A 26,873-nucleotide genomic window follows, 5' to 3' on the forward strand; every position below is an offset into this window, starting at 1 on the left:
AGCGGCTCTTGATTTATATGACATTTATGCTATTCTTATCGTTTTGATGGACGGGACCCACTCTTCTCTTCCGCATGTATAACAAACCGCAATCCCGGGTTTTTGTTCTGTCGTATTTCCGCAGAAAGAACATGAATGCAAACCTTTTTCTTTTATCGTTTTATCCTTTTTATTGAACGGCTCCGGCAAAATCGGCAGTCCTGGCTTTACCTCATCATCTTCATAATAAAAAATACTTACCTCGCCCGACGATTCCAAATAAGCCTTCCGGACTTGACCAAGATGCTCCACGCTTTTTAATCTGAGCTCAGAAAAAAATTCGTCCTGAGCAAGACTCTCTTTCTTAAATTGTGTGACTGAAAACATACCTTCGTCGATCAGACAAACTGTTTCTCCTTCAATAAACTTTTCGAATTTCTTGTATTTTCCTGTTAGCCAGGTGACCAGCCGATATAGTAAAATGACAGTTAGAAAGACAGTGATTGCAGGAAAAAGGCCTACATCTTCATAAAACATTGGATCCCCTGCCGCTGAACCTAAGGAAATAACGATTACCGTTTCAAAAATAGATAGTTGTTTGACTCCTCGTTTTCCGGCCACCCTGAGAACCAGGAGCAATAGGATGAACATTACAGCCGATCGAAATACTACTTCAAAAAGAAATATACCCGGTAGTTCATTTAGAAGCATGCGCTCCCACTCAAATATTTCTTTCATTTATCTTTGTTTGCCAGTTCTATTTCTGAATAATTATTGTCTCAAATCAAAGGCAACGCCCTTGACTGCTCTTTCTCCTTTAATATCTCTTATCGGCGCCTCAATGTGATATATTTCAAGCGATTTCTTAATTTTATCAATCTTGAAAGCATACATCACTTTTTCAGTTTTTTCGTTACTAAATGTGATACTGTTTGAAATTGGATAAATCTCGCTCACACAGTCGCCGCTGTAACAAAGTGTGTAATTGGTAAACTTTTCCAGCCCGCTTATAGTGCCATCTGCGTTTAAAGTAACATTTTGTGGAGTCTGCTTGTCATCTTTAAAAATTTTGTATTCGCCTGCGATAATCCGCTCATTCAGAGCCGTCACGAAATTGCTTTTAGATTTTTTAAATGTCGAATTTTTAGTTGTTCCGTTCCATGCACTGTCTATCAACGTGATACCTTCATCCTCATTTAAAACGAAAATCATGTCCTCGTCTTTCAGTGCATTAATTATTTTATATTTATTACCTGTTTTTTGGTAGGCAAGTTTGGTTTGCTCAAATCCGTAAAGAACATCCACACTATCAGTCCCATTAAAATCTAATTGGTAACAATAAACCGGAATCAAACCTGGAATTGAATCTGATACTTTGCTGAGGAATGTTCCATTGACGAACTTACCGGTAAGCTTCTGGTTTTCATCCTCTGAATTTCGGTTACATCCCGCCATAAAAAGTGCTGCGAAAGCCGTCAGAGCAGTAAGGAATTTCAAAATATGGGAAGTATTGACCTGTATTTTTTTCATCGTATTGGTTTGAATGGAAGGATTTTAGTGATTGGTAGTCAAGTGTTGAAACGGTCAAATTCTATTTTAAACGTTATAACAATCCACCAAAGTCGTTTCTTAATCAGTCAGATGGATAAAAAAAAAGGACGTTACCTAAAATATAAAGGTAACATCCATGTCATATGATGAAGTGTAATTTTATCTTAAAACTATACTTAAAAATCTGTGCCTCCCTGAAAATATTGCGAGTGTAATTCAATTACCAACCTTCTGCTGTCTATTTGATATATTTCAACTTGAATAAATCCGAAACGACTTGTTTTGCTTTTTCAACCGGCCATTGGTCTTTAAAAAGCTGGCTCTCAGTCATAGCACTTTCAAACAACAGATAAATAATATCGGTATGATCAGCTTTTTCTTCCATTAAAATTTCCTGGAAAAATTCCCGTAGTTGTATTTTATGTTGCTGAATCGACGCCAACAATTTGTTATCGTCAGGTTGGATCTCAGAAAGCATATTAAGAAAACTACATCCTCTGAAATTTTCCTTTTCATTCATAAAAACGAGGAAATCGAAAGCTGCAAGAATTTTCTTTTTTGGCTTTTTTGATTCATCTGTAAAAAGTTTCAGCTGTGAAAACCAGACGTCCTGGCGTGCATTCAGATATTCAATGCCCAGTTCTTCCTTGGATTTATAGTGAAAATATAAACTTGCCTTCGCAACTCCTGCATCGCTTATGATCTGGTTGATGCCCGTTGCACGGTAACCTTGCTTATGAAACAAATGAAGTGCAGTTTCTAATATTCGTTCTTTTGGAAGTATCGGATTGTGTTTCATAGTCATGGGAATTGAATAAACAAACAGACTTGTCTATCTACTTCATAAATTAAGTAATAATATTTGATAATTTATTCTCATAGCTTTTTTTGTTTAATAACGAACATTTAAGGTCGATAAATAACCTGTCGGTTATTGTAAGCTGCAAAACATCCCAAACCTCCCTCTATATTATTGTAAACCAAAACGGGCTCAGCAAAAGGATTGTCGTCTTCGTTCTGTTCCAGCGTTTTATGATAATCGTAATATGATTTTTCAGTATTATTCACCTCAATGATCAAAGCAATTAATTTAGGTTTTTGCTTGGCATAATAGCGGGTTCCGTCGCTTGCAATATACATCAGCGTAGAAGGTAAAAATCCGCGGCCTAGCGGAGAGGTGAAGGAAGTTCCATCAAGATTGATGTCGTTTTGGAAATCGCTCCTTCCATTATCATCGTCCCAACGAAAACTGAAACGTGTTCTTACACGTTTTTCCTCAAAATTCTCCGGTGAGTTTCCTTCAAGGACAGAAAATTCCACATCCATGTTCGCCCTGACCCGGTAATAATTTGTTTCCCCCGAAATATCCTGCCAGGTCATCCGGACAGTTAATGCAGTGTCAAGACCATTACTCCTGTTAATATAAGCTGTGTCGATAACATAAGATTTGATTGTTGCCTGGTTGGCCGGCACCGTACAACTTGCAGTGACAGAGCGCTGTGCATCTGAAACAGACAACTTGTATGTTTCGGATGCAACAATCGCAAATTTTGCCTTGTCAATGCTGTAAAGCTGACTGGTAGAATCGTAAGGGATAACAACTTCTTTTCCGCCACCCGAAATTTTAACAATTGCATTTTTGACAACTGAGTTTCCAGAGCTAGACTCGCCAAAGAGAGGTATTGATTCTGTAACGACCACATTGATCCGTGCAGCCTGGGGTGAAATAAAGGACTGAACAACAAGTTTCGAAGTTGAGCCGGGTAAATCATCAGGCGAAATTTCCGTAACGAGCGTATCGCAGGATGAAAGACCGCTAAGTATCAGAAGAAAAAAGAGAATGTTGTTTTTCATGACTAGAACTTGAAATTATAACTGACCGAGGGCAAAACCGGGAATAAAGAATACCGTTTCAGCGTCGTTTTGGTATTTCCATTCGCTAATTCTTCCTCGGAAATATCGTAGAAAAATGGGTTTCGCCGGTTGTAAGCATTGTACAGACCGATTTCCCAGGTACGCTCATACCTTTTTTTCTTTTTGTGCAGCTGAACGGCCAGGTCGAGTCTGTGAAAGGGTTCGGCACGAAAGCTGTTTTTATCGCCATATTCCGTAACCTGATTGCCGTTCCATGAGGTCGCTGACCTGTTTCCCATGGAAGAAAAACGTGTGAAAAAATTATCGGTAACGCCTGTAAAACTCGCTCTCGGCAAGGTCAGAGCATTTCCTGTTCCATATACCCAGGTCGCAGAAACGGTAATTCGTTTACTGATTTCATAAATGCCAACCACGGATAAATCATGGCGGCGGTCATAACGTGGATAAAAAGTCCGCCCAAAATTCAGCTCGGGAAATTGCCATTTTGTCCAGGAAAGCGTATAACCGATCCATCCGGAAAAACGTCCTGTTTTTTTATGAACCAAAAACTCAGCCCCATAAGACCAGCCTTTTCCGGCAGTAACGTTATCCTCCCAACTTAATTCATTGGCATTTTCTCCACTGATACTCAAAAAAGATGCACCTTCCTTATAATTTAAAATGTTGCCCATTTTCTTGTAATAACCTTCCAAGGTCAACGTCAATGCCGGTTTTTCAAGATCTTTTGCCAGACCGATCGCCACTTGTTTTGATTGCTGCGGGGCAACTTTATCTGTCGTTGGAACCCACAAGTCTGTTGGAAGGCCGAGTCCGGTATTGGAAAGTAAATGGACATACTGGTTCATTTGCGCATAGGAAGCTTTAAATGAAAAATCCCGGGCAAGACGTAAGGCGGCGGAAAAACGAGGTTCGGGTCTGATATAGGTTTTGGTTTCTGTCTGGAAAGAGCTGAGGCGAAATCCCGCGTTCATTTTCAAAGCATCAAAAGGCTGCCAGGTATCTTCTACATAAATTCCGCCCTCTACGGTATTGATCGGAGTAACTGATCTCTCGATAGATTCGTCAATCAAAGAACCTTGCAGCGCCAGAGCTGAGGGAACAAACTTGTGAAATGTAGCTAGCGCTCCAAATTTCACGGTATGTTTTGGAGAAGGATAAAAATCAAGATCCGTCTTCACGCCCCAGTCGCGTATAGTGGAGGTATACTGCAAACTGAATTCATCACGAACGCTTCCATCGGCATTAATATCTTTATTATTGTTGGAAACACCGAAGTCAAAATTGCTGTAAATAAAGGAAGTATTAACAAACAACTTTTGGCTCAACAAATGGTTCCAGCGTAAAGTAGCCGTTTTGTTTCCCCAGTCCAGGCCAGCCCTGGATTCGCCGGTAGGGCTTGTTTCGTTAGCATAAAACTTGTCACGACCGAAGTAGCCACTTAAATATATTTTATCTTTTGCTCCCAGATCGTAATTAATCTTTGCATTGATATCATAAAAATAATAACCCGGCTTGACCTGCTCAACAGCATCGCGCTGATCTCTCGCAATAAGCGGAGCGGCCAAAATATCGATATAAGTTCGCCGGGCCGAAACCAGAAATGAAGATTTTCTTTTAGAAATCGGGCCTTCTAAGGTCAGACGGGAAGAGATAATTCCAATGCCGCCTTCACCATGCAAAGCTTCCTTATTTCCTTCTTTCATATTCATTTCGAGCACGGACGAAAGTCGTCCGCCATAACGTGCAGGAAATCCCCCTTTTGTTAGTTCGACGCTTTTCAGGGCATCACTGTTGAAGATTGAAAAAAAACCAAAAAGGTGATTGGCATTGTAAACCACGGCATCATCCAATATGATCAGATTTTGATCCGGACCGCCGCCTCGAACATATAGTCCGGTTTGCCCCTCTGTTCCTTTTTGCACGCCAGGCATAAGCTGCAAAACCTTCAAAACGTCTTTTTCCCCGAAAAAAGCAGGTAATTTTTTAATCTGCGAGATTGGAATTTCAATCTGGCTCATTTGCGCCGAACGACTGACGTAATCCTCCTGCCGACGGGAAGATATCGTTACTTCATCCAATTGATTGATCGTAGTTAATAAAATGTCCAGCGCAGTATTTTTATTTAAGCTGATTTTTTGCTGTGCTGTTTCGTAGCCTACAAACGAATAAACGACCAGCGCAGAATCGACGGCTGGCAATGTGAGTGAATAAAAACCGTAGGTATTGGTGACGGCGCCGTAGGGAGTGTCGGGAATATAGACATTCACGCCCGGTAATTGTTCGTGACTTCCTTTTTCCCGGACGAAACCACTGATGGTAATACGTTCCTGGGCACTAACTATGGTGAAAGATATTAACAAAAGAAGAGTAAAGATTACACGCATAGTTAGTATTCTGGTTGACTTTTGTAACGCCTTAACGATGAATATAGTATAATAAGATGCAGTGCTATCGGCTATCAGATTATCGCTGTGAATGACATTTTGGACGACCGATAATTAGTGGAGGTAGAGGGTAAAACCGCTTTCCAATATAATTCATGATAGGGTTAAATCAATGCTGGTATCCATCAAAAAAGGTAGCTGCCGGAATAATTCCAACAACTACCTGCAATAATATCATGGTTCCAAAAACTTAAACAGCCTTATCCAAACCCCGGTTTTCAAGCAAATATTTCACTTCCGGTTCCCTTCCGCGGAAGGCTTTGTATAAAGTCATCGGTTCCTCCGTTCCTCCTTTGGAAAGAATATTTGTTCTGAATGATTTGGCGATAATGGGATCGAAAATATTTCCGGCTTCCTTAAATGCTGCAAATGCGTCACTATCCAAAACTTCGGACCAGATGTAACTATAATAACCAGCCGAATATCCACCCGAAAAAATGTGCTGAAAATAAGTACTCCGATACCGGGGAGGAATCTGCGCTATCAGTTCCAACGCTTCCATTTTTTCTTTTTCAAAAGTCGTCGTTTCAACTTTTTGGCCTGCTTGAATCGTGTGATAACTCATATCGAGGAAAGAAGCAGCCAGATATTCTACCGTACCAAATCCCTGGTTGAATTTCGAGGCGTTTTTCATCTTCTCCACCAGCTCGGTTGGTATAACTTCACCGGTTTCGTAATGTTTTGCATAAAATTTCAAAACCTCAGGTTCAAAAGCCCAATGCTCCATTATCTGCGAAGGAAGTTCTACAAAGTCGCGCGGAACGGATGTGCCGGATAACGTTTCATAATGCACTTTTGACAGAAGACCATGAAGCGCATGACCAAATTCGTGGAAAAAAGTTTCAACCTCATCGGCTGTCAGCAAAGCTGGTTGATCATCGGCTGGCTTGGCAAAATTGCAGACATTTGCCACGATCGGAGAGATCTGCTGATCACTTCTAACAGATTGTTTACGATAAGACGTCATCCATGCTCCCCCTCTCTTGGAAGTACGGGAATGAAAATCCATGTAGAAAATTCCGGTATGCGTTCCGTCAGCTTCTTTCACTTCATAAGCGATCACGTCAGGATGATATTTTGGAATATCTTTAATTTCTGAAAAAGTCAGACCGTAAAGTTTTTGAACAACCTGAAAAATTCCGTCCCTGACATTTTCCAGTTTAAAATACGGACGAAGTTCTTCGGCATCGTAGTTATACTTTTCCTTGCGGACTTTATCCGCATAATAAGACCAGTCCCAACCTTCAAGTTTTTCACCTTTTCCTTCCTTATCCATCATCTTTTGCATTTCTTCTGCTTCCAGTTTTGCAACCGGCAAAGCAGCTTTCCAAAGTCGATTCAATAAGTCATAGGCCTGATCCGGCGTTTTGGCCATACTTTCTTCAAGTACAAAATCAGCGTGTGTTTTGTAGCCAAGCAGTTGCGCCCGTTCCGAACGCAAAGTGGCTATGCGGGAAACGATTTCTTTATTATCCCTTTCGTCATCGTTATTACATCGATTGATATAACCTTTGAACATTTTCTCACGTAAAACCCGGTTTTCAGCATATTGCAGGAATGGCATCACACTCGGATTATGCAGTGTAAATTTCCATTTCCCTTCATGTCCTGAATCTTTTGCGGCGTTTGCAGCAGAGGCGATAACCGAAGATGGCAAGCCGGACAAGTCTGTCTGATCTTCAACGATCAGTTCAAAAAGATTGGTTTCGGCAAGCAGATTTTGTCCAAACTGAACCGCCAATACAGAAAGTTCTTTATTTATTTCACGCATTTTCACCTGCTGTTCAGCGTTCAGATTTGCTCCGCTTCTAACAAATGCCTTGTAGGTTTTTTCAAGTAAACGCTTTTGTTCGTGTGATAAATTCAGGCTCTCTTGCTGATCGTTGATTATTTTAATTTTTTCAAATAAATCAGCATTCAGATAAATATCATCTCCATGACCGGATAATTTCGGCGCGATGACTTGTGAAAGTTTCTCGATTTCCGGAGAAGTATTGGCAGACGCCAGGTTGAAAAATACAGAACAAACTCTTGTCAATAAGTCGCCGCTTGTCTCCAAAGCTTCGACCGTATTTTGAAAAGTAGGCGCGTCCTCTCCCGAACAGATTACTGCAATAGCATTTTCCTGCTGCTTCATACCTTCCTCAACCGCCGGCAAAAAATGTTCCGTTTTAATTTTGTCGAAAGGCGGAACCTGAAAAGGTGTTGTATATTCTAAAAAAAACGGATTGATATCAGTTGATGTCAATCCGTCTTCATGTGCTTTTGAAATCATATTGAGGTTAAATGAAAATGTTACTGGTTTCGTTTTTTACTTAACACCTTTCACCCTCATTTTTATTCCATAAACAGCGGTTTCAGATGTAATAAATAGCAGATCGCGGTTTTTGCCACCAAAACAAAGATTGGCAGTCCAGCCTTTACTAATTGGGAAATGCGCGATTTTTTCTCCCAATTTGTCAAAAACAGTAACGCCGTCTCCTGTGAGATATAAATTCCCCTCTTCATCCAGTATCATACCATCCGATCCTTTTGAGACAAAAAGTGTCTTATTGCTCAAAGATCCGTCTTTGTCGATGTCATAAACATAAGTTTTGTCTGCGCCGATATCCGCAACGAAAAGCTTTTTGCCGTCGGCCGTTCCGATAATTCCATTTGGCTTTTTAAGTTTTTCATCAACCCGCGTCAATTTTTTTCCATCTGGCGTCCGATAATAAACATGTTCACCATCCTGCTGCATTTTAGGATCACGTTTCCAATAATCTCTTGGATAAAGCGGATCTGTCAGGTATATGCCGCCTTTTGGATCAATCCATAAGTCGTTCGGGCCGTTCAAAAGTTTGCCATCATAATCCTTCACCAACACGGTCGGATTTCCCTTTTTATCAAAAGACCAAACCTGATTGTCTTCATCAGAGCAGGCAACGAGATTTCCTTTTTTGTCAAAATACATCCCGTTAGCGCGGCCGGCTTTGTCGGAAAAAACACTGAATTTTCCGCTTTCGGCGTCCCAGCGAATTATTTTGTTATTTGGCTGATCTGTGAAAAAGACATTTCCGTCGGTATCAGCAACAGGTCCTTCTGTGAATTTATAGCCATCACCCAGTTTTTCAACCTGAGCTCCGTCCGCAGCGATTGAGTTTTTATCCATGATTTGAGCAGAAACTGTAATTGAAAATAAAATTGAAAAAGTAGCCGTAGCAGCTAAGTTTAAAAAAGCGAGTCGTTTCATGGAATCAGGTGTAAAATTTTGTACCAAATGGTTATGGAATATGATGATAAGCATGAAATCATTGAAATTTAATGATTCCGGGGAATAATTTATCGGTGCCGACTAACGATCAAAGCGCTGTTCTTTCCATTCGGTTTGTCGCGTCTTATCTAAAAAAGTCCAGGCAACGAATCTGCTTATTTTTTGCCCCTGCGACATTTCGACTGTTTTTACATCAACCGCTTTTACGTTTTTCAGTGTAGAATAAACGCCTGGTAACGTTGTTTTTTTGGAAATCAGCGAAGTGAACCACAGGCATTGATCCTGAAATTGAACACTTTCAGATATCATTCTTTTGACAAAATCTTCTTCACCGCCTTCACACCACAGTTCTGCACGCTGCCCTCCAAAATTTAGTATTGGGTTGTTACTTTTCTTCAATCCGAGATTATTATTTTTTCTTTTCGTACCAGCCTGCGCTTCCGCTGCCGAAGCGTGAAATGGCGGATTACACATCGTCAGATCAAATTTTTCGTCTTTTTCGATAATACCATGAAAAATATTTTTGGAAGAAGTTTGCTCCCGGCATTCTATGGCACCTTGGAGTGAAGGGTTATTTTCAATAATTTTTTTGGCAGATTGGACAGAAACCGGATCTATATCAGAACCTACGAAACTCCATCCATATTCTCTGTGACCTATAATTGGATAAACACAATTCGCACCTGTCCCGATATCCAAAACCCTGACAGATTTTCCAACCGGGAATTTCCCTGAATTTACAGAACCCAGCAAATCGGCAAGATAATGAATATAATCTGCCCGTCCGGGTATGGGCGGGCAGAGATAATTGGCAGGGATATCCCAATAAGAAACACCATAAAAATGTTTCAAAAGTGCCTTATTAAGCATTTTTACAGCATCAGGATTCGCAAAATCAATCGATTCGTCTCCATAAGGATTGACGGAAACAAAGCTTGAAAGTTCTGGCAACGCCTGAATCAGCTGTTTGAAATCATATCGGTCTCGATGCAGGTTTCGCTCATGCAGGCTCGTTTTTTCGGTATGGATTTTCTTAGATTTTTGCGCCAATGAAATTTTTCAGATTATTGTAAAACTGATTTTCTACTTTCAATTGCTTCATAAACAGCATCCCAGAGGTCAATTCTTTTTTGCAGGGACTCAATGGTGGCGTCCTGTGCTTCTTTCCAGAAAGTTTCGTTGTCGCCACAAAGATTTGAGGTCATCTGCAAAGCAAGGTTACTGTGATGATCACCGTCAACTTCGATATGTCTTTCGAGATAATATTTGAAAATCGAAACTTCGTTCGGGAAAGTTTTACTGATATCACTGACAATCGAGTGGAACATGTTCGGGATCAGATCCTCCCGCCCAAATGTAAAAGTTGCTGCCTGTAAATAATCTTTGTTGCTACCAATAACTTCAAAAGTAAAATTTACGAAATCCCGCGTCGCTTTTGGAGCGTTTGAACTCTCAAAAGCTTTGTTTAAATCACCATTGGATTGTAATTCAGAAACAAATTTCCGGATCTGGCTGACATCAGCACCGCTTTGCTCCATCGCTTCCAGATACAATTCAAAGTGGCTTTTCAAATCACCGTTCTGATCTATATCAGATTCTTCGCCCAGCACTATTTCATTGATCAAATGCCTTGTTACTGCCGAACCTTTTGGAAACCAAGGCACAGTTGTGCAAGTAAGATTATTTTGTAGTGCTTTTAATAGTGACATGAAATCCCAAACCGCGAAGATGTGAAACTGCATAAACAGACGAAGATCTTCCAGTTCTGTGATTGCCGGATAAACTTTATGGTTTATTATTTGCTGTCTGAGCGGCTCAATGGCCTGTTGTAATTTATTGATATGATCGGACATATGACGAATTGAAATGTAACTTTTTAAGATTAAAAAATAATCGGCAAAGGTACACTATGGCAATTTCCTATCATATATTTTAATGGTTTTATAACACTAACAAGATAGCTGTTCCATATTTGGGAGTAATTTTCAGGCGTTTTTATAATTTCCTCTTTTGCTTTAATTCTCGTAAAAACAAGAAATGCCTGACACTATTGAGTCAGGCATTTCTTAATTATGCTTTATTAATAAAAACTTTCTGACCTCCTTTTCGTATGGATTCATAAACGGCGTCCACAACGATCATGTCTTTCAGCCCTTCCTGCCCGGTCACGTTTGGGTCCGGTTTGTTGTTTAAAATTATATCTGCAATACCATCCATTTGTAAGGTCTGATGCGTTACCACAGGCTGGTTCATCGGTCCAAGATGCGTCCTTCCTTTTATTGGTCCATAACTGAAAGCCGGGCTTAGTTCCACAAAACCCTTATCCCCAATAACATATAACTTTTCGAAATTATTGAAATTGTAGGTTGTGCCGCAGTTTGCAATGACTCCGCTTGGAAAGCCCATTTGAAAAGTGATTGTTTCGTCTACCTCCTTAAATTTGACAGGATCGGTTTTGCTTTCCTGAGCGGTTACCCAAATCGGTTCTTCTCCAGTTGCATAACGTGCGCCGTTAAGCGCATATATGCCAACGTCCATCATTGCACCGCCGCCAGCCAGTGCTTTTTTGAGCCTCCATTGGTTTGGATCGCCACTTTTAAAGCCCATATAATTGTTGACGTGCATAATTTTTCCAAGTTCTCCTGCTTCCCGCATACGGATAAGTTCACAGGTATGCGGCTCAAAGTGCATGCGGTAACCGATGTAAAACTTAACACCCGCTTTTTCACAGGCTGCGATCATTTCACGGGTTTGTTTTGCATTATCGGCGACAGGTTTTTCACAAAGTACATGTTTACCTGCTGCGGCGATTTGTAAAACATGCTTATGATGGAGCGAATTTGGGGTGGTGATATATACAAGGTCAATGTCAGGATTGTTTTTTATATCCGCGACATTTTCATAATTGTAAGTGTTTTTGGCCGGAATATTATATTTCTGTTTCCAGGTATCAATTTTGGAAGGAGTGCCTGAAACTACGCCGACAAGTGTAGCCATTTTGCAGCTTTGCATTGCTTCGGCCACACGGGTTGCATAACTGCCAAGACCCATAAGCGCGACACGCAGCTGTTTTTCTGGACGTACGAACGGTTCCGGAATCACGTTTGCCGCGGCCGGAAGACCGGAAAGTGCTGTCACTCCTAAACCCAGAGAAACCGTTTGAAGAAAATCACGACGAGAATTCATACGAAAACGAAGATTGGTGAAATGTATTAAAAGATATTAAATCAGTGACTTACACTAAAAGTAGAGATTTTACCTGATCTCCTTATGTATCGTAATGAATGTTTTTTATAATATTTTTCGAAAAGGTGAACTAAACTCAATAATTACATGTATATACATTAAATGTAACAACATATAAAATTAAAGATCATGAATAATCTAATCAACGGCTTACACCATATCACTGCGCTTGCCAGTGACGCACAAAGAAATGTGGATTTTTATGTAGGGATTTTAGGGTTGAGGATGGTGAAAAAAACGGTGAACTTTGATGCGCCGGATGTATATCATTTATATTATGGAGATGAAACGGGTACACCAGGCTCCATTGTTACATTTTTTCCTTATGCAGGTCTGGTGCGCGGGCGCAAAGGAGGTGGGCAGCTTACCTATTCCGCATTCTCCATTCCAACAGCTTCGTTAAGTTACTGGATGGATCGTCTGGTTCAGTTTGGCATTCCTTATGCAGGACCTTACAGAAAATTTAACGAAACGTATCTTCGTTTTGAAGATTTCGACGGAATGGGCGTGGAGCTTGTTGCGAATGATCTTGATAAACGTCCGGGTTGGGACAACGGAAAAATTCCAAAAGAATTTTCTATCCGCGGAACCTATACCGTTTCACTGAATGAATTTAAGATTGATCGCACGGTTTCTTTGTTGACCAACGTGATGCAGCACAAACTGGTTGCCGAGGAATCAGGAATATATCGGTTTGAAAGTGGTACTGGCGGACCTGGTTCTTATGTTGATGTACTTGAATCGCCAAAAGATATCCGCGCTTTACAAGGTGCTGGTTCTGTACATCATCTGGCTTTTGCAACAGAAAGTGATGAAACTCAACTGGAAATCCGTGAGCAGTTATTATCAGGAAGTTTTAATCCGACAGAAGTGCTAAACCGGAATTATTTTCATAGCATTTATTACCGTGAACCAGGCGGAATATTATTTGAAATTGCGACAAATCCTCCCGGATTTTCTGTTGATGAAAGTGTTGCAGAATTAGGCTCATCGCTCAAATTACCAGAATGGTTTGAGCCAAGAAGGGAAAAAATAGAGTCTGAGTTACCAGCGATTGTGGCTGAAAGTAAATAACTATTATTTGAAAATGAAAATGGCTTCCAGATCTCAAGAAGCCATTTTTCATTTATGGCTAATAAATATTATTCGATTGTCACCAATCGGTCTCTTTTTTGTTCGGTCAATTTGAATGAGCTTGTTTGCGTGGCGTCTTTTACAATAACTTTGATCTGATATGTTCCAGGTGTAAGCGCATCAACGTTTAGTTGCCGCCCAAATTTTTGACTATCTTTTTCAATGATTTCGCGGTATATCACTTCTCCTGTTTCATTTTTTAAAAGTATGGTAGTTGGAAAGTCAGAACCGGCTTTTTCAACATAAACGTTTATTTTTCCTTTTTTGGTAGAATAAATGCCCGTGCCGAATTGGGTTGATTTTTTGCTTCCGTTTTTATCTACCGCTACGGACGATAAAGGAATTATTAACGCCAGGGCGCATAGAATAAATTGTATTGAAGTTTTCATGAGCTATATTGTTTAACTGGTTGGTAAATAATGAATGGTTGTTTTCTTATAGAAGCTTCAAAAAATTAGTCGTAGCTCTTCCTATCGATGGAAACATTATTCTATTAATTCGTAAATTTTATTTACGATAAGCTTTAAAACCGGAAAGGGCTCCCAAAAACTGGGAGCCCTTTCTTTATCAATATGTCTATTAAAATCTGTTTCTGAAAAAACAGAACCGTATTTTAATTAATCGTCAAAACGCGTTCGGTTTTTTGTTCAAGCAATTTGAAAGTTTTCGATTGTGTTTCGCCATTACTGATGATGTTGATCTCGTAATTACCAGCTTCCAGTTCTTCAAGGTTTAAAATACGTCCGAATTTCTGGTTGGTTTTTTCAATTACTTCCCGGTATACAATTTCACCTTTTTCGTTTTTTAAAAGCAACGTTGTGTTTGCCTCTGCATTTACTTTGTCGACCAGGACGTTGATTTTTCCGGCTTTGCTGGTATAAATTCCGGTACCAAAGCCGGTCGATTTTTTGGTTCCTTTGTCTTCTGCGGAAGCGCTGAAAGCGAAAGAAGTAACAAGTGCAAAGGCACAGATGAAGGTTTTGATTGAATTTTTCATGGTTTATTTATTTAATTTTTATGGCTAATATTTTACTTAAAAAAGGCTGTTACTTGATCTGGATATTACGTTCTGTTTTTTGTTCTGACAATTGGAACGACTTGGTCTGTGTTTCGTTTTTGCTCACGACATTGATTTCATATTGACCGGCGTCCAGTTTTTCAACGTTCAACACACGGCCAAATTTTTGGTTGTCTTTTTGAATCACTTCTCTGTAAACGACATCACCTTTTTCATTTTTGATAAGCAGCGTGGTGTTAGCTTCGGCATCTTGTTTGTCAACAAGGACGTTGATTTTACCTCCCTTATTGATATAGATACCAGTCCCAAAACTGGATGCTTTTTTAACTTCTGTTTCTTTTGCCGAAGCAGCAAATCCGAGAGTAGTAACAAATGCTAAATCGTATGCGAAGGTTTTGATTGAATTTTTCATGGCTAAATATATTTTGTGTTGTTGTTAACTGTTAGTCTTAAATTATGTGTCAAATGTAAGGTGATGGCAGGTACTATGTAATACAAAGTACACGAATGGATGGTTTTTGGTGATAAGGGGTTACCGGGATAAATAATTGAACGGTAATTGGAAGTCTGGTTTTGCTTAAATTTTGTTTTCCTAATAGCAGCAAAAAGGCTTCTGAGATATGCTCAGAAGCCTTTTATTTAAGTTATGGCTAATAGATGAGTTCTGAAAAGACAGAACCGTATTTTAATTAATCGTCAAAACGCGTTCGGTTTTTTGTTCAAGCAATTTGAAAGTTTTCGATTGCGTTTCGCCGTTACTGATGATGTTGATCTCGTAATTACCAGCTTCCAGTTCTTGAAGGTTTAAAACACGTCCGAATTTCTGGTTGGTTTTTTCAATTACTTCCCGGTATACGACTTCACCATTTTCATTTTTTAACAGCAAAGTTGTATTTGCCTCTGCATTTACTTTGTCGACCAGGACATTAATTTTTCCGGCTTTGCTGGTATAAATTCCGGTACCAAATCCGGTAGATTTTTTAGTTCCTTTGTCTTCTGCGGAAGCGTTGAAAGCGAAAGAAGTAACAAGCGCAAAGGCACAGATGAAGGTTTTGATTGAATTTTTCATGGCTTATTTATTTTAATTTTTCTGGCTAATATTTTACTTAAAAAAGGCTGTTACTTGATCTGGATATTACGTTCTGTTTTTTGTTCTGACAATTGGAACGACTTGGTCTGTATTTCGTTTTTGCTCACGACATTGATTTCATATTGACCGGCGTCCAGTTTTTCAACGTTCAACACACGGCCAAATTTTTGGTTGTCTTTTTGAATCACTTCTCTGTAAACAACATCTCCTTTTTCATTTTTGATAAGCAGCGTCGTGTTGGCTTCGGCATCTTGTTTTTCGACAAGGACGTTGATTTTACCTCCTTTATTGATGTAGATTCCTGTTCCAAAACTGGATGCTTTTTTAACTTCTGTTTCTTTTGCAGAAGCAGCAAATCCGAAAGAAGTAACGAATGCTAATGCGTATGCGAAGGTTTTGATTGAATTTTTCATGGCTAAATATATTTTGTGTTATTGTTATCTGTTAGTCTTAAAGTATGTGTCAAATGTAAGGTGATGGCAGGTACTATGTATTACAAAGTACACGAATGGATGGTTTTTGGTGATAAGTGGCAAGAGGATTAAATGAATAAATCAGTACCTAAAAATGTTGCTTTTGAAATTTATCTAACAGATGTTGAATCCGGGAAAAACGTTGCACGTACGTCGCCGTTTTTTCTTAAAAGAATACTTATGGGCGGATTTCCAAAAGTAAAAAGTCACTCAACCGAATGCTTAAAAACAAAAAGCAGTTTCCCGAATTCTCGAAAAACTGCTTTCTTGTTTTATTTGAATATCAATCCTGACTAATCTTTCTCAACGAAATTCATATCCTTTGTGAAGGTTTCTTCTAAAAAGTATAAGGCGATCAGAGCGACTATGCTGGTGCATATCCCCAGCATTAGTCCACTGTTGATAACACCAAGATCCGGTTTAAATTGAACAAATAAGGCTGCAAGCGGGATTGTCGCGCCGCGTACAAAATTTGGGACAGTAGTTGCTACCGTGGCGCGGAGATTTGTGCCGAAAAGTTCTGCGGCGATGGTGATAAATAAAGTCCAATAACCGTTGCAGAAACCCAGGAAGGCGCAAACGATATAAAATGAGAATGCATCTTTTAAAGGAATGAGTAAATAAACAGCCATCATGCAGACTGACAACAAGATAAATAACCCAATAACCTTTTTTCTGCTCTGTAAATACTGGCTCAATAAACCGCTCGCAATATCACCAAAAACCTGTCCTGAAAAAGCAAGCATAACTGCCTTGCCGGCATTCACACCGACAACGCCTTTTGCAGTTCCGAATTCAGGAGAAAATGTGATCAGGATACCCACGACAAACCATATCGGCAGCCCGACTAGAATAGCCATCAGGTATTTTCCGAAGCGTTTACCATTGCCGAGAATCAGCATGATATTTCCCTTGTCGACACTTTTCTCTTTAATTTTTTCGAACATACCTGACTCAAAAACATTGAACCGAAGCACGAGAAGCAATAAACCCATACCGCCTCCTACAAAATAGGAGATCCGCCAGGCAAAAAGATCGGCTACAAAATAAGCAAGAATTGCGCCGAGAACTCCTAAAGTCGCCACCAGGGTCGTTCCATATCCGCGAACTTCCTTTGGCAGAACTTCGGTAACAAGCGTAATTCCCGCGCCTAGCTCGCCTGCTAAACCAACACCTGCGATAAAACGGAGTATAGCATATTGATCTACGGATGTAACAAATCCGTTACCAATATTGGCAAGGGAATACATGATAATTGACCCGAAAAGCACAGAAAGACGTCCCTTTTTATCGGCAATAATTCCCCACAAAACACCGCCGATCAGCATACCTGCCATCTGGTAATTCAGTAACCTTATACCTTGTGTTAAAAGCTGATCATCGACAACATTTAAAGCTTTCAAACTGGGAACCCGAACGACGCTGAACAAAAAAAGATCATACATATCCACCAGATAACCAAGTGCAGCAACGATGACCGGCACCTGCATGAGCTGCGATAACAAAGACGGACGGGATTCTGGAATGACGGACATGGCGGTTTAGGTTTTAGCGTTTAGGCATTAGCTGTTAGCTCGGATCAACGGAATATTTCTATTTCAAAAACATTTTTAAAAGTGATCTGGTAATTCCAAAAGTGTTTAGAGGGGAAGAATGCTAAAAGCTAACCGCTCGTAGCCAACAGCTAAGTCAAAGTCTGTCAATCAGCATTCCGCCATCAACACCGATTACCTGACCGGTCGAGTAGGGGAAATCTCCCCGCGTTAGTGATGCAACAGCTTTTCCCACATCTTCCGGCGTACCCCAGCGTGGTTGCAACGCCATCCCGTTTTCAAAAAGTGTATTGTATTTTTCCTGTACTTTGGAAGTCATATCCGTAGCGATGACGCCCGGTCGGATTTCAAATACCGGGATATTGTATTCAGCCAAACGCACAGCAAATAAAGCACTGGTCATTGCCAGGCCAGCTTTGGAAACACAATACTCGCCGCGGTTAATAGATACGACGGTGGCAGAAATAGATGTTACAAAAATGATCGTTGCTTCAAAAGCATAATTGTTCTGTTTTGTATGTGCCATTTTCTTCGCAACACTTTGCGTAAAGAAAAATGGCCCTTCCAGATTTGTCGTTAATATTTCCTGATAATTTTCCAGCGTCGTTTCCAACAGATCCAAACGGACCCTTGGAGCGATACCGGCATTATTTACGAGTAAATTAATCTGTCCAAAATGGCTATACGCTTTTTCAATAATCGATTCCCGATTCTCAGCTATGGCAATACTTCCCTGACAATAAAGCACTTCTGCGCCTAATCCACGAAGTTCATTTAGCGGTTCAATGACAAATTCTTCGTCACGAACACCGTTTATGGCAAGATTATAACCTTCTTTGCCAAGGGCTTTCGCGATACCAAAACCTATTCCACGGCTTCCGCCAGTAATTAATGCTGTCTTTTTCATGAAAAGCGATATTTGGAAAAGACTTCTATAAATCTTCAATCGTAACCCACTGACGTTTTTCCCAGCTTTCAATTCCTTTTTCAGCCAACTGAACACCACGCGCGCCGGCTTTCAAATCCCAGGGGAAAGGCGTATCGATCACCACGTGTTTCAGGAATAATTCCCATTGTGTTTTGAAGGCATTATCGAAATTTTCCTGTTCCGGTACTTTTGACCAGCCTTCAAAAAATGGAATTGGCTGCGCGATATCGGGATTCCAGACAGGTTTTGGTGTATTTCCATAATGCTGTGTGTAACATTCACGCAAACCGGCAACCGCAGAGCCCTTAGTTCCGTCTACTTGCAAAGTGAGCAGATCGTCACGTCGCACACGAACGGTCCAGGAAGAATTGAACTGAGCGATGACATTATCTTCCAATTCAAACGTGGCATAACACGCATCGTCTGCGGTACATTTATATGGTTTCCCGTTTTCATCAATTCTTTCAGGAATATGGGTCGCACCCAGACAAGAAACTGCTTTTACTTTACCAAAAAGATTGTCCAGCACATACCGCCAGTGGCAAAGCATATCGACAATAATTCCACCGTCATCTTCCTTGCGGTAGTTCCAGGAAGGGCGCTGAGCCGGAACGGTATGCCCTTCAAAAACCCAGTATCCGAATTCGCCACGGACTGAAAGTATTTTTCCGAAAAAGCCATTTTCCATTAATCGCATCAATTTCAGCATACCTGGAAGCCATAATTTATCCTGAACAACACCATTTTTAAGTCCGGCAGCTGTTGCCAGTTCGTATAGTTCCAGTGCTTCTTCTGTGGTGGTTCCTGTCGGTTTTTCGCAATAAATATGTTTCCCTGCCAAAATTGCCTTTTTTACCGCAGGCGCGCGGCGGCCGGTAACCTGTGCGTCAAAATAAATCTGGAAATGCGGATCTGCTAAAACAGAATCCAGGTCTGTTGTAAATTTGTTAATGCCCGATTGTTTTCCAAGTGCTTCCAGCTTTGATGCATTTCTTCCAACCAGGATTGGATCAGGCATAATAACCTCATCGGCTGATATTTTCACACCACCTTGATCGATAATGGCTTTAATCGAACGAAGTAAATGCTGGTTTGTTCCCATCCGGCCAGTTACGCCGTTCATGATAATGCCAATAGTATGAGTTTTCATTTTTTGTAGGTTTTGGCGGTTAGCTTTTGGCAAAATGTAGTTTTTGTATTTTGAGTCAATTATGATAAGCAAGCCTACACGTGTTGTATAAAGGCGTCTGTTATTTCTTTGAGAAAAATATTCTGATCTTTTGCCCAGTGGATATTAGAAAATATCTCGACCTCACAAAAACCATCAAATCCCGTCGCCTCAACCCAACTTCGTATTTTTTTCAGGTTTATACAGCCTTCTCCCATCAATCCACGGTCATTCAAAAGGTCGATTGTATTTACTTTCCAATCGCAAACATGGTAAGCGAAAAGATTTCCATTGGCTCCGCAGCGTGCAATTTCTTTTTCTAAATCCTGGTCCCACCACAAATGATATACATCCACAGCTACACCGACATAGGCAGATTTGAATAATTCCGCCATATCATTAGCCTGCCCGAGCGTGTTGATCGCAGAACGGTCTGCGGCATACATGGGATGTAAAGGTTCGATGGCAAGTTTTACATTAAGCTTTTCTGCCAGCGGCAAAATCGCTTCGATACCTTCGCGTATCTGATTTCTTGAAATGTCCAGAGATTGGTCAGGCGAGGCGCCACAAACCAGCACGATCATCGGAGCTCCCAAAGTTGCGGCTTCTTCGAGCAGTTTTTTATTATGATCAATCGCCTGCGCTCGTCCGGCGCTGCTGGTATGTGGAAAAAAGCCACCCCTGACATAAGAAACAATTTCCAAACCGGCACTGCGAATAATTTCTCCGGCGTGTTTGGGCCCTATACCTTCCGTAGCATTTTGCCAGACACTAATTCCCTTGATTCCCGCAGCCGCATATTTTTCAACCGCCACAGGAAGAGCCCACGGTTTTGTAGTAATGGTATGGATGCAGCAACGATCAAGAGAAAGCATGTTGTTTTAATGTTTAATTGTTAAGGGTTAATTGTTAATGGTTAAGGGTTAATTGTTAATGATTAATTGTTAAGGGTTAATGGGTAACTTTTAGGGATTAATTGTTAATGATCGGGTTGGTAAAGTGTTCATTATGTGGGTTAAGTGTTGATTATTGGAGCTTTGAGAGGGTTTTAACCCTAAGAATTTTTGTTCTTAAAGACAAAGTGTCGCTACTATCATCAATCTTCGAGTCTCCAAACATTAATCCTTAACCATTAACAATTAACCATTGATTGCTCCCAAATACGTATAATAGGGCAGATCCTTATTAATCCTGTGAACATAAAGTGCCACTTCCCGCGCATGATAGTCGCCCCACATACATGATTCGCCGTTTGGCACTTTCTGACCGGCGGGGATATTGTCCCAGCCATTTGGACGGTGATAAACCGAGTGCAGAATTAATCCCTGGTGGGTTGGATCGGTCGATAAATAGGGCTCGTCAAACAAAGTATTTAAGGTGGTCAACCCGGCTTGCCAGTACTTATCGCCTTGTTCAGCCTCATTTTTGTCCTTTAAGTATTTTCCCAATCGGAAAAGTCCCTGCGCCCCGATGGCGGCTGCTGAGCTGTCGATTGGTTCAAAATCGTTATAAGGATCAGAAGTTCGGGTGGTATAATCGCCTAATTTGTAAAGTTCCGGAGCTCCGGTATCCCAGTAAGGAATTCCATCAGAAGCTGTGTTTTCGATATAAAAATCACAGGTAGCTTTGGCTGCCTTCAAGTAAATGTTTTCAATTGTTTCTCGACCGCCGAGCGGTGCCAGTTCTTCATCTGAAAAGTAAGGCAGTGATTCCAGCTGTTCCGCAAAACCCGCCATTGCCCAGGCAAGTCCGCGGGTCCAGGTTGTAAATCCTGAAAAACCCTGCTGTGAATTTGGACAACGGAAATTGCCATCGTTTGTGTTAAACACACTTTCGTGTGCAGTTCGGCCCCACAGATCATAACTATCGCGGCCTTCTCCATAAAAAACAGAATATTTTGCAGTAGCCAGCGAATGATACGTTCCTCGTTCCAGTAAACTGGTTTTTACATCATTTTCGCCCATCAATCCGTGTCCCATCAAATGAGATACCATTAAGGCGCGCACCGAACGAATGGTATCAACAAAAAGCGAATGAGGGCCATTGAAAGAATGGATATAACCCTGTCCGTCCCTGGTTTTCGTCCAGCGTTTTGCTTGAACCGCTCCGGAAATTTTTAAAGCCAGTTCGTAGAAGTCACGCTCCCATTTGTTTTCTTCAATTCTTCCCTCATTCATCAAACGAAGCAAGTTTCCATAAGTACTGACATTGTTAAACCCATGGTCATGAACACCAAAATGATCCACGTGCGAGGACATATAGTCCACCGTGTTTTTTTTTGCTTTTGCCAAAAAGGAATCATCACCGGTCGCATCAAATTGCAAAACCTCTGCGCCATACTGAAAACCCTGCGTCCATTCTGTCCAGCCGCGGGTTGTATATTTTCCGTTAACAGTGAAAACAGGAGAGCCCTTCGTTGTATCGTATTCCTCAGAAATCAGATTAATTTTTTCGGCTGAAAGTTGCCACAACCGGTCAATTTTTGGTTGAAGTGAAGCCGCGGTCAGGTCGTTGCGAATTTCCATGAATAAATATCAAAGTATTGTTTAGCCTTTTTATTTTAGGATAATACAAAGATATATTTCTGAAAATATGTTGACAAGGTACATTTTTGCTATTAAATGGTACTTTTCCGAACATGTTCCCGATATTCATTAGGCGTTAGTCCGGACTTGCGTTTGAAAATTCTTCCAAAATAGGAAGGGTCGTCTATATGGATGTGGTAAGCAATTTCCTTACTGCTGAGATTGGTAAAAACCAGAAGCCTCTTGGCCTCTAAAAGCAGTTTGTCGAGGATATATTCCTGCGTTTGCACGCCCAGAAATCGTTTCACAGTTTTACCTAAATAGTCCGGCGAAACATTCAGTATCGTTGCATACTGCTGGACTTCATGCATTTCCCTGAAATTTTTTTCAACCAACTCTTGAAATCTCCCGACTATTTCGGGTACAGATGAAGCTGATTGTAAGTGTGCATGGGAGACTTTTTGGTTAATAATGGCACATTTCTGTAATAACAGACCCAGATACTGACCAAGCATGTTTTGATCTGGTTCGTTACCCAAATGATCCTCAACCATATTTTCCAGAATGTTATGAAAATAATGTCGTTCCGCCGGCGATAGTTTTAACACTGGCTGGCGTTTGTTAACCTGGAAAAAAGGAAAATTCGACAAAGACGGACTTCCCGGATTGTAAAACGTATAAAAATCTTCTGAAAAAGCGACTATAAACCCCTGGCAAGGGGCGGCAAAAGTAAGCAGGTGAACTTGTCCGGGTGTGACAAAATGCATCCCCGTTCCCTGCATCGTGTAGGAGTGGAAATCAATTTCATGAAAGCCCTGGCCTTCTTCAATAAATAAAATCTCGTAATAAGTATGACGGTGTGGCGTATCGGTGGGAAGCGGAGTGATTGGCAGCGCCTCAGGTATTTGAGACGGAACATCACTGTTTTTAAACCGATAAATTTTAAGTGCCGGAACCTGGCTCTGCGACTTTGGAAGCGAATGAACGGGTATGGCATCGGGCATGAAAGTACGCTATTTTGATTTTTTTAAACTGGCAATCCTTTTGAAAAGCCACAAAACGAGCAGAACTACCAGGACCATTGCAATCAATGGCAAAAAAATAGCCAGACCGGATAAGCTGAACGAAGCAATATTTTCAGCGGTAGATACCACCGGATTTCCCAGTCCTGCTGTTGTCTTGGACGAAAGTAAACGGAGCAGACCCGTACCGACCTGGACAAGTCCGGCTGTTCCGCCACCAACAATAAGCCCCAAACCCCAATGCAACACTGGATTGTCGATCTGGATAAAGGAGGTAGATAGTAATGTTCCGGCAATAACGGCCGCCGGTGTTGCAATGGTGTCGAGCAGATTATCAATAAAAGGGATGTAATAACCGCCAATTTCCGCAATCGATGCTGTAAGTAACAGGAAGAAAGCCGGCCAGGTTGAGAGCCACGCAAAACTCTCGCCCGGCGTTACCCAGCCGCTCATGGCTGCAATATTGGCGACCAGCATAGGCAGGAAAACCCGAAAACCGCTGCTGGCGCTCAAACCCAGTCCAAGACATATACTAAGAAATATTTCCATGATTTTAAGCGTCTAGCGGTGTGAGCTGAATGTCCGGCAGATAAGAAAGTTAGGCAAAAATTTGATTTCTTCGTTTCTTTGGTGACGAATTTAACTTTTTCGTTGTTGATTATTTGTGATACAAAAAAGCCCGTGGAAGTTTATCAACCAATGGCTAATAATTAGAAAACAACCACCAGTCTGTGAACCAGGAAACCAAAAGCGGTCAGATATTTGATCTCCCCACACTTAAACGTTTATACACGTTCGTTCGGCCATACCAGGGTAAGTTTTATTTACTCATCGCGATCATTATGATCAACGCTGTGCTGGCTCCTCTAACGCCGTTATTGATAAAATACACGATTGACAAACCCATTGCGGAAGGAAATTATAATCAGCTGGCGTTAATGTTGGCCGTCATGGTTGTGGTTTTGATCGTTCAGGGTTTTGTGCAGTTCTGGAATACCTACATGGCAGGCTGGCTTGGACAATATATTATCCGTGATATCCGCGTTCAGTTGTATGAAAAGATTATTGGGTTAAGACTTAAATTTTTTGATAACACACCCATCGGACGTTTGGTGACCAGAACGATTTCTGACGTGGAAACGCTTTCCAATGTATTCAGTGATGGTATGGCGGCAATTGCGGGCGACATTTTGCAGCTGGTTCTGATCATCGGAGTAATGTTTTATACCGATTGGAAATTGTCGTTAATCAGTCTTTCGATGATTCCGTTGATGCTGTTTTGTACTTATGTCTTCAAGGAAAAAATCAAAGATGCCTTTAATGAAGTGCGTGCGGCGGTTTCCAATCTGAATTCTTTTGTTCAGGAGCATATTACCGGCATGAGCATCGTGCAGATTTTTAGCAGTGAAGATATTGAGTATAAAAAGTTTGAAGAAATTAATAAGGTGCATCGGGATGCTAACATTCGTTCTATTTTATACTATTCGATTTACTTTCCTGTTGCTGATGTAATTTCTGCGGCGGGTACCGGTCTGGTGGTTTGGTATGGTTCCAAACAGATATTGAATGCAGAAGTTACTTTTGGTACGGTGACAGCATTTGTCATGTTTATTAACCTGTTTTTCAGGCCGATTCGTCAACTTGCTGACCGTTTCAATACTTTGCAAATGGGGATTGTTAGTACCGACAGGATCCTGACGCTTTTGGATAGCAATGAATATACCGCCAATGACGGTGATTTTATACCCGAAAAATTGCGCGGGGAAGTAGAATTTAAAGAGGTCTGGTTTGCTTACAACGATGAAGATTATGTTTTAAAAAATATTAATTTCAAAGTAAATGAGGGCGAGACCATTGCTTTTGTGGGAGCGACTGGCGCAGGAAAATCGTCCATTATCAATTTGCTGAGTCGTTTTTATGATATTAACAAAGGGCAAATTTTCATCGATGGCCGGGAAGTACATGAATTTGAACTGACCGCTTTAAGAAGAAATATAGGTGTTGTTTTGCAGGATGTATTTCTGTTTTCTGATACAATTGAAAACAATATTCGTCTGGGCGATGATACCATCACCCACGAAAAAATTGTGGAAGCGGCCAGGCTGGTCGGCGTTCACGATTTTATCGAACGATTACCTGGTGGGTATACCTACAATGTTATGGAGCGGGGCGCCACATTATCAGTCGGGCAGCGCCAGTTGATTTCATTTGTACGCGCTATGGTTCACGATCCAAAGATTATTGTGTTGGACGAAGCCACGTCATCTGTCGACAGCGAAACCGAGGAACTTATTCAGAAAGCAATTGAAAAATTAATGAAGGGTAGAACGGCGATCGTTATTGCGCACCGTCTGTCCACCATTCAGGAAGCAAATAAAATTATCGTAGTAGATAAAGGTGAAATCAAAGAGGAAGGTACGCACGAGCAACTGCTTGAAAAAGAGGGTTTTTACGCAAATCTGTACCGGATGCAGTATAAGGAGGTTTTGAAGATTGGCTAGGTAATCTCTTTAAAAATAGTAATTGAAACCAACTTGTTTTTGATGTAGAATAAGTTGGTTTTTTGTTGCTAAACTATTTTAATCGAAGTTGGAATAAAGTTTTTTGGAATGTAATTATTTATTTAAAATTGCTTACGCACTGCAAATTGATAGATGCTTGATGTTTTAAAGTTTACGCTATGAGATTGTAATTTGTCAATGAGCAATTTTTGTCTGATACAGATTAGGAGAAAAATCAGGGTCTAATATCCAACAAATGAATTTGAGCAGATATGAGATTTTTAAAATCCAATTTTGGTATTATCGCAATTACCTGTTTAATGGGTTGGATGGCTTTTAGGGAATATAAATTACCAAAAGAGCCAGGTGAAAATCTGTACATATTTTATTTATCAACCGGAGTAATTTTGATTGTCTTGCTCGTGATGATTTATTTCAAACATTACCGTGGAAAAGCAAATTAGCTAATTCATTTTCACAATTATACGAAGAGCTTATGGTTACTAAACCCGCAATCAAAATAATTTCCATATGCCTCTCAGCAGAATCATTTTACCTTTTGTATAAATTACTCTATTTAAATGAAAGTCTTACAAGGCAAGATATTTGCTTGCTGGTAATTATTCATTTTTGGTTTTTAGTTATTACTTTTTTTAAAAAGCAGAAGAGTCATTGAGTGGAGAGGGGGCGAAATAGGTATTGCTCGTTATTTGCTATTTACGAAATAAAACACTCAGATTTATTTTAATCAAAGTTGGAATAAAGTTTTTAAGTATCTGATTATTAGTCGATATTGTTATAATTCTTCAACGTTGTGAATTGCTTAGGATCTTAATCTATTCTAACCTTTTACACACTATCAAATGGGAGTTATTACTGGTAAATTGATTGTCATCATTCTGGTGATTTGTGGTTTTTATTTGTTGTTAGCGGGTCAATCACTATCTGAATTTAGTAAAGCTTTTCACGGCTCTCATCTGGAAGAAGTTGCTCTTGGATTTATTGGCGGACTGGTTACCATTTTTTTGCTTAAAAGAAAACCGCAGCGTAAGGTTGGTAAGTAATGTTTAATTTCAATAATCGTTACTATTCACGGAGCCATCTAACCGCCTC

26 protein-coding genes are annotated in these 26,873 nt (G+C 40.5%); 4 read left to right on the forward strand and 22 right to left on the reverse strand.

Annotated elements, in window-relative coordinates; all coding sequences use genetic code 11:
• Positions 1–24: 24 nt before the first annotated feature.
• The 10 genes from L0657_RS02110 to L0657_RS02155 form a co-directional block, all read right to left on the reverse strand.
• Positions 25–717 carry a DUF421 domain-containing protein gene (locus tag L0657_RS02110; protein ID WP_235148744.1) on the reverse strand — a complete coding sequence of 231 codons (693 nt, stop codon included), beginning with the start codon at positions 715–717 and terminating at the stop codon, positions 25–27.
• A gap of 33 nt (positions 718–750) precedes the next feature.
• Positions 751–1,509, reverse strand: a complete 759-nt coding sequence (locus L0657_RS02115) for a hypothetical protein (protein WP_235148745.1) — start codon at positions 1,507–1,509, stop codon at positions 751–753.
• Between the two features lie 259 nt (positions 1,510–1,768).
• On the reverse strand, positions 1,769–2,329 hold the full coding sequence (locus tag L0657_RS02120; RefSeq protein WP_235148746.1) for a TetR/AcrR family transcriptional regulator: 561 nt from the start codon (positions 2,327–2,329) through the stop codon (positions 1,769–1,771).
• Between the two features lie 107 nt (positions 2,330–2,436).
• Entirely contained in the window at positions 2,437–3,384 is a 948-nt protein-coding gene (locus L0657_RS02125; RefSeq protein ID WP_235148747.1) for a DUF4249 domain-containing protein, read from the reverse strand.
• A gap of 2 nt (positions 3,385–3,386) precedes the next feature.
• Positions 3,387–5,789, reverse strand: a complete 2,403-nt coding sequence (locus tag L0657_RS02130; protein WP_235148748.1) for a TonB-dependent receptor — start codon at positions 5,787–5,789, stop codon at positions 3,387–3,389.
• A gap of 250 nt (positions 5,790–6,039) precedes the next feature.
• Positions 6,040–8,124 carry a M3 family metallopeptidase gene (locus tag L0657_RS02135; protein WP_235148749.1) on the reverse strand — a complete coding sequence of 695 codons (2,085 nt, stop codon included), beginning with the start codon at positions 8,122–8,124 and terminating at the stop codon, positions 6,040–6,042.
• Positions 8,125–8,160: 36 nt separating this feature from the next.
• A complete protein-coding gene (locus tag L0657_RS02140) occupies positions 8,161–9,000 on the reverse strand; it encodes an SMP-30/gluconolactonase/LRE family protein (protein ID WP_235148750.1) in 840 nt (279 codons plus the stop codon).
• Positions 9,001–9,183: 183 nt separating this feature from the next.
• Complete coding sequence (rlmF, locus tag L0657_RS02145; protein WP_235148751.1) at positions 9,184–10,152, reverse strand: 23S rRNA (adenine(1618)-N(6))-methyltransferase RlmF; 969 nt, start codon at positions 10,150–10,152, stop codon at positions 9,184–9,186.
• Between the two features lie 14 nt (positions 10,153–10,166).
• Positions 10,167–10,955 (reverse strand): DUF3050 domain-containing protein, encoded by a 789-nt coding sequence (locus tag L0657_RS02150; protein WP_235148752.1) that lies wholly within the window; start codon positions 10,953–10,955, stop codon positions 10,167–10,169.
• Positions 10,956–11,172: 217 nt separating this feature from the next.
• Entirely contained in the window at positions 11,173–12,288 is a 1,116-nt protein-coding gene (locus L0657_RS02155) for a Gfo/Idh/MocA family protein (protein ID WP_235148753.1), read from the reverse strand.
• Positions 12,289–12,477: 189 nt separating this feature from the next.
• Between L0657_RS02155 and L0657_RS02160 the strand changes: the two genes are divergently transcribed.
• On the forward strand, positions 12,478–13,422 hold the full coding sequence (locus L0657_RS02160; protein ID WP_235148754.1) for a ring-cleaving dioxygenase: 945 nt from the start codon (positions 12,478–12,480) through the stop codon (positions 13,420–13,422).
• Between the two features lie 68 nt (positions 13,423–13,490).
• Here the strand turns inward: L0657_RS02160 and L0657_RS02165 are convergent, their stop codons facing one another.
• The 12 genes from L0657_RS02165 to L0657_RS02220 form a co-directional block, all read right to left on the reverse strand.
• Positions 13,491–13,871 carry a hypothetical protein gene (locus L0657_RS02165; protein WP_235148755.1) on the reverse strand — a complete coding sequence of 127 codons (381 nt, stop codon included), beginning with the start codon at positions 13,869–13,871 and terminating at the stop codon, positions 13,491–13,493.
• A 224-nt stretch (positions 13,872–14,095) separates the two neighbouring features.
• Positions 14,096–14,479: a hypothetical protein gene (locus tag L0657_RS02170; protein WP_235148756.1), complete on the reverse strand. Its 384-nt coding sequence runs from the start codon at positions 14,477–14,479 to the stop codon at positions 14,096–14,098.
• A gap of 49 nt (positions 14,480–14,528) precedes the next feature.
• Complete coding sequence (locus L0657_RS02175; protein WP_235148757.1) at positions 14,529–14,912, reverse strand: hypothetical protein; 384 nt, start codon at positions 14,910–14,912, stop codon at positions 14,529–14,531.
• Between the two features lie 273 nt (positions 14,913–15,185).
• A complete protein-coding gene (locus tag L0657_RS02180; RefSeq protein WP_235148758.1) occupies positions 15,186–15,569 on the reverse strand; it encodes a hypothetical protein in 384 nt (127 codons plus the stop codon).
• A 50-nt stretch (positions 15,570–15,619) separates the two neighbouring features.
• Entirely contained in the window at positions 15,620–16,003 is a 384-nt protein-coding gene (locus L0657_RS02185) for a hypothetical protein (RefSeq protein ID WP_235148759.1), read from the reverse strand.
• 353 nt (positions 16,004–16,356) lie between these two features.
• Positions 16,357–17,598 (reverse strand): MFS transporter, encoded by a 1,242-nt coding sequence (locus L0657_RS02190; RefSeq protein ID WP_235148760.1) that lies wholly within the window; start codon positions 17,596–17,598, stop codon positions 16,357–16,359.
• A gap of 154 nt (positions 17,599–17,752) precedes the next feature.
• Positions 17,753–18,523 (reverse strand): 3-ketoacyl-ACP reductase, encoded by a 771-nt coding sequence (locus L0657_RS02195; RefSeq protein WP_235148761.1) that lies wholly within the window; start codon positions 18,521–18,523, stop codon positions 17,753–17,755.
• Positions 18,524–18,548: 25 nt separating this feature from the next.
• On the reverse strand, positions 18,549–19,694 hold the full coding sequence (locus L0657_RS02200) for a Gfo/Idh/MocA family protein (protein ID WP_235148762.1): 1,146 nt from the start codon (positions 19,692–19,694) through the stop codon (positions 18,549–18,551).
• A gap of 74 nt (positions 19,695–19,768) precedes the next feature.
• Positions 19,769–20,587: a sugar phosphate isomerase/epimerase gene (locus L0657_RS02205; RefSeq protein WP_235148763.1), complete on the reverse strand. Its 819-nt coding sequence runs from the start codon at positions 20,585–20,587 to the stop codon at positions 19,769–19,771.
• Positions 20,588–20,851: 264 nt separating this feature from the next.
• Complete coding sequence (locus tag L0657_RS02210; protein WP_235148764.1) at positions 20,852–22,237, reverse strand: glycoside hydrolase family 88 protein; 1,386 nt, start codon at positions 22,235–22,237, stop codon at positions 20,852–20,854.
• A 92-nt stretch (positions 22,238–22,329) separates the two neighbouring features.
• Entirely contained in the window at positions 22,330–23,241 is a 912-nt protein-coding gene (locus tag L0657_RS02215) for an AraC family transcriptional regulator (protein WP_235148765.1), read from the reverse strand.
• 9 nt (positions 23,242–23,250) lie between these two features.
• Positions 23,251–23,808: a DUF4126 domain-containing protein gene (locus L0657_RS02220; RefSeq protein WP_235148766.1), complete on the reverse strand. Its 558-nt coding sequence runs from the start codon at positions 23,806–23,808 to the stop codon at positions 23,251–23,253.
• Between the two features lie 182 nt (positions 23,809–23,990).
• Here L0657_RS02220 and L0657_RS02225 point away from each other — a divergent pair, with 182 nt between their 5' ends.
• From L0657_RS02225 to L0657_RS02235, 3 genes are all read left to right on the forward strand, one after another.
• Entirely contained in the window at positions 23,991–25,760 is a 1,770-nt protein-coding gene (locus L0657_RS02225; RefSeq protein WP_235148767.1) for an ABC transporter ATP-binding protein, read from the forward strand.
• Between the two features lie 272 nt (positions 25,761–26,032).
• Entirely contained in the window at positions 26,033–26,224 is a 192-nt protein-coding gene (locus tag L0657_RS02230; RefSeq protein WP_235148768.1) for a hypothetical protein, read from the forward strand.
• A gap of 399 nt (positions 26,225–26,623) precedes the next feature.
• Positions 26,624–26,824, forward strand: a complete 201-nt coding sequence (locus tag L0657_RS02235) for a hypothetical protein (RefSeq protein WP_235148769.1) — start codon at positions 26,624–26,626, stop codon at positions 26,822–26,824.
• Positions 26,825–26,873 lie beyond the last annotated feature (49 nt).

Origin of the sequence: Dyadobacter sp. CY345 (assembly GCF_021502725.1) — a bacterium.
In the GTDB taxonomy this organism is placed as follows: Bacteria; Bacteroidota; Bacteroidia; order Cytophagales; family Spirosomataceae; genus Dyadobacter.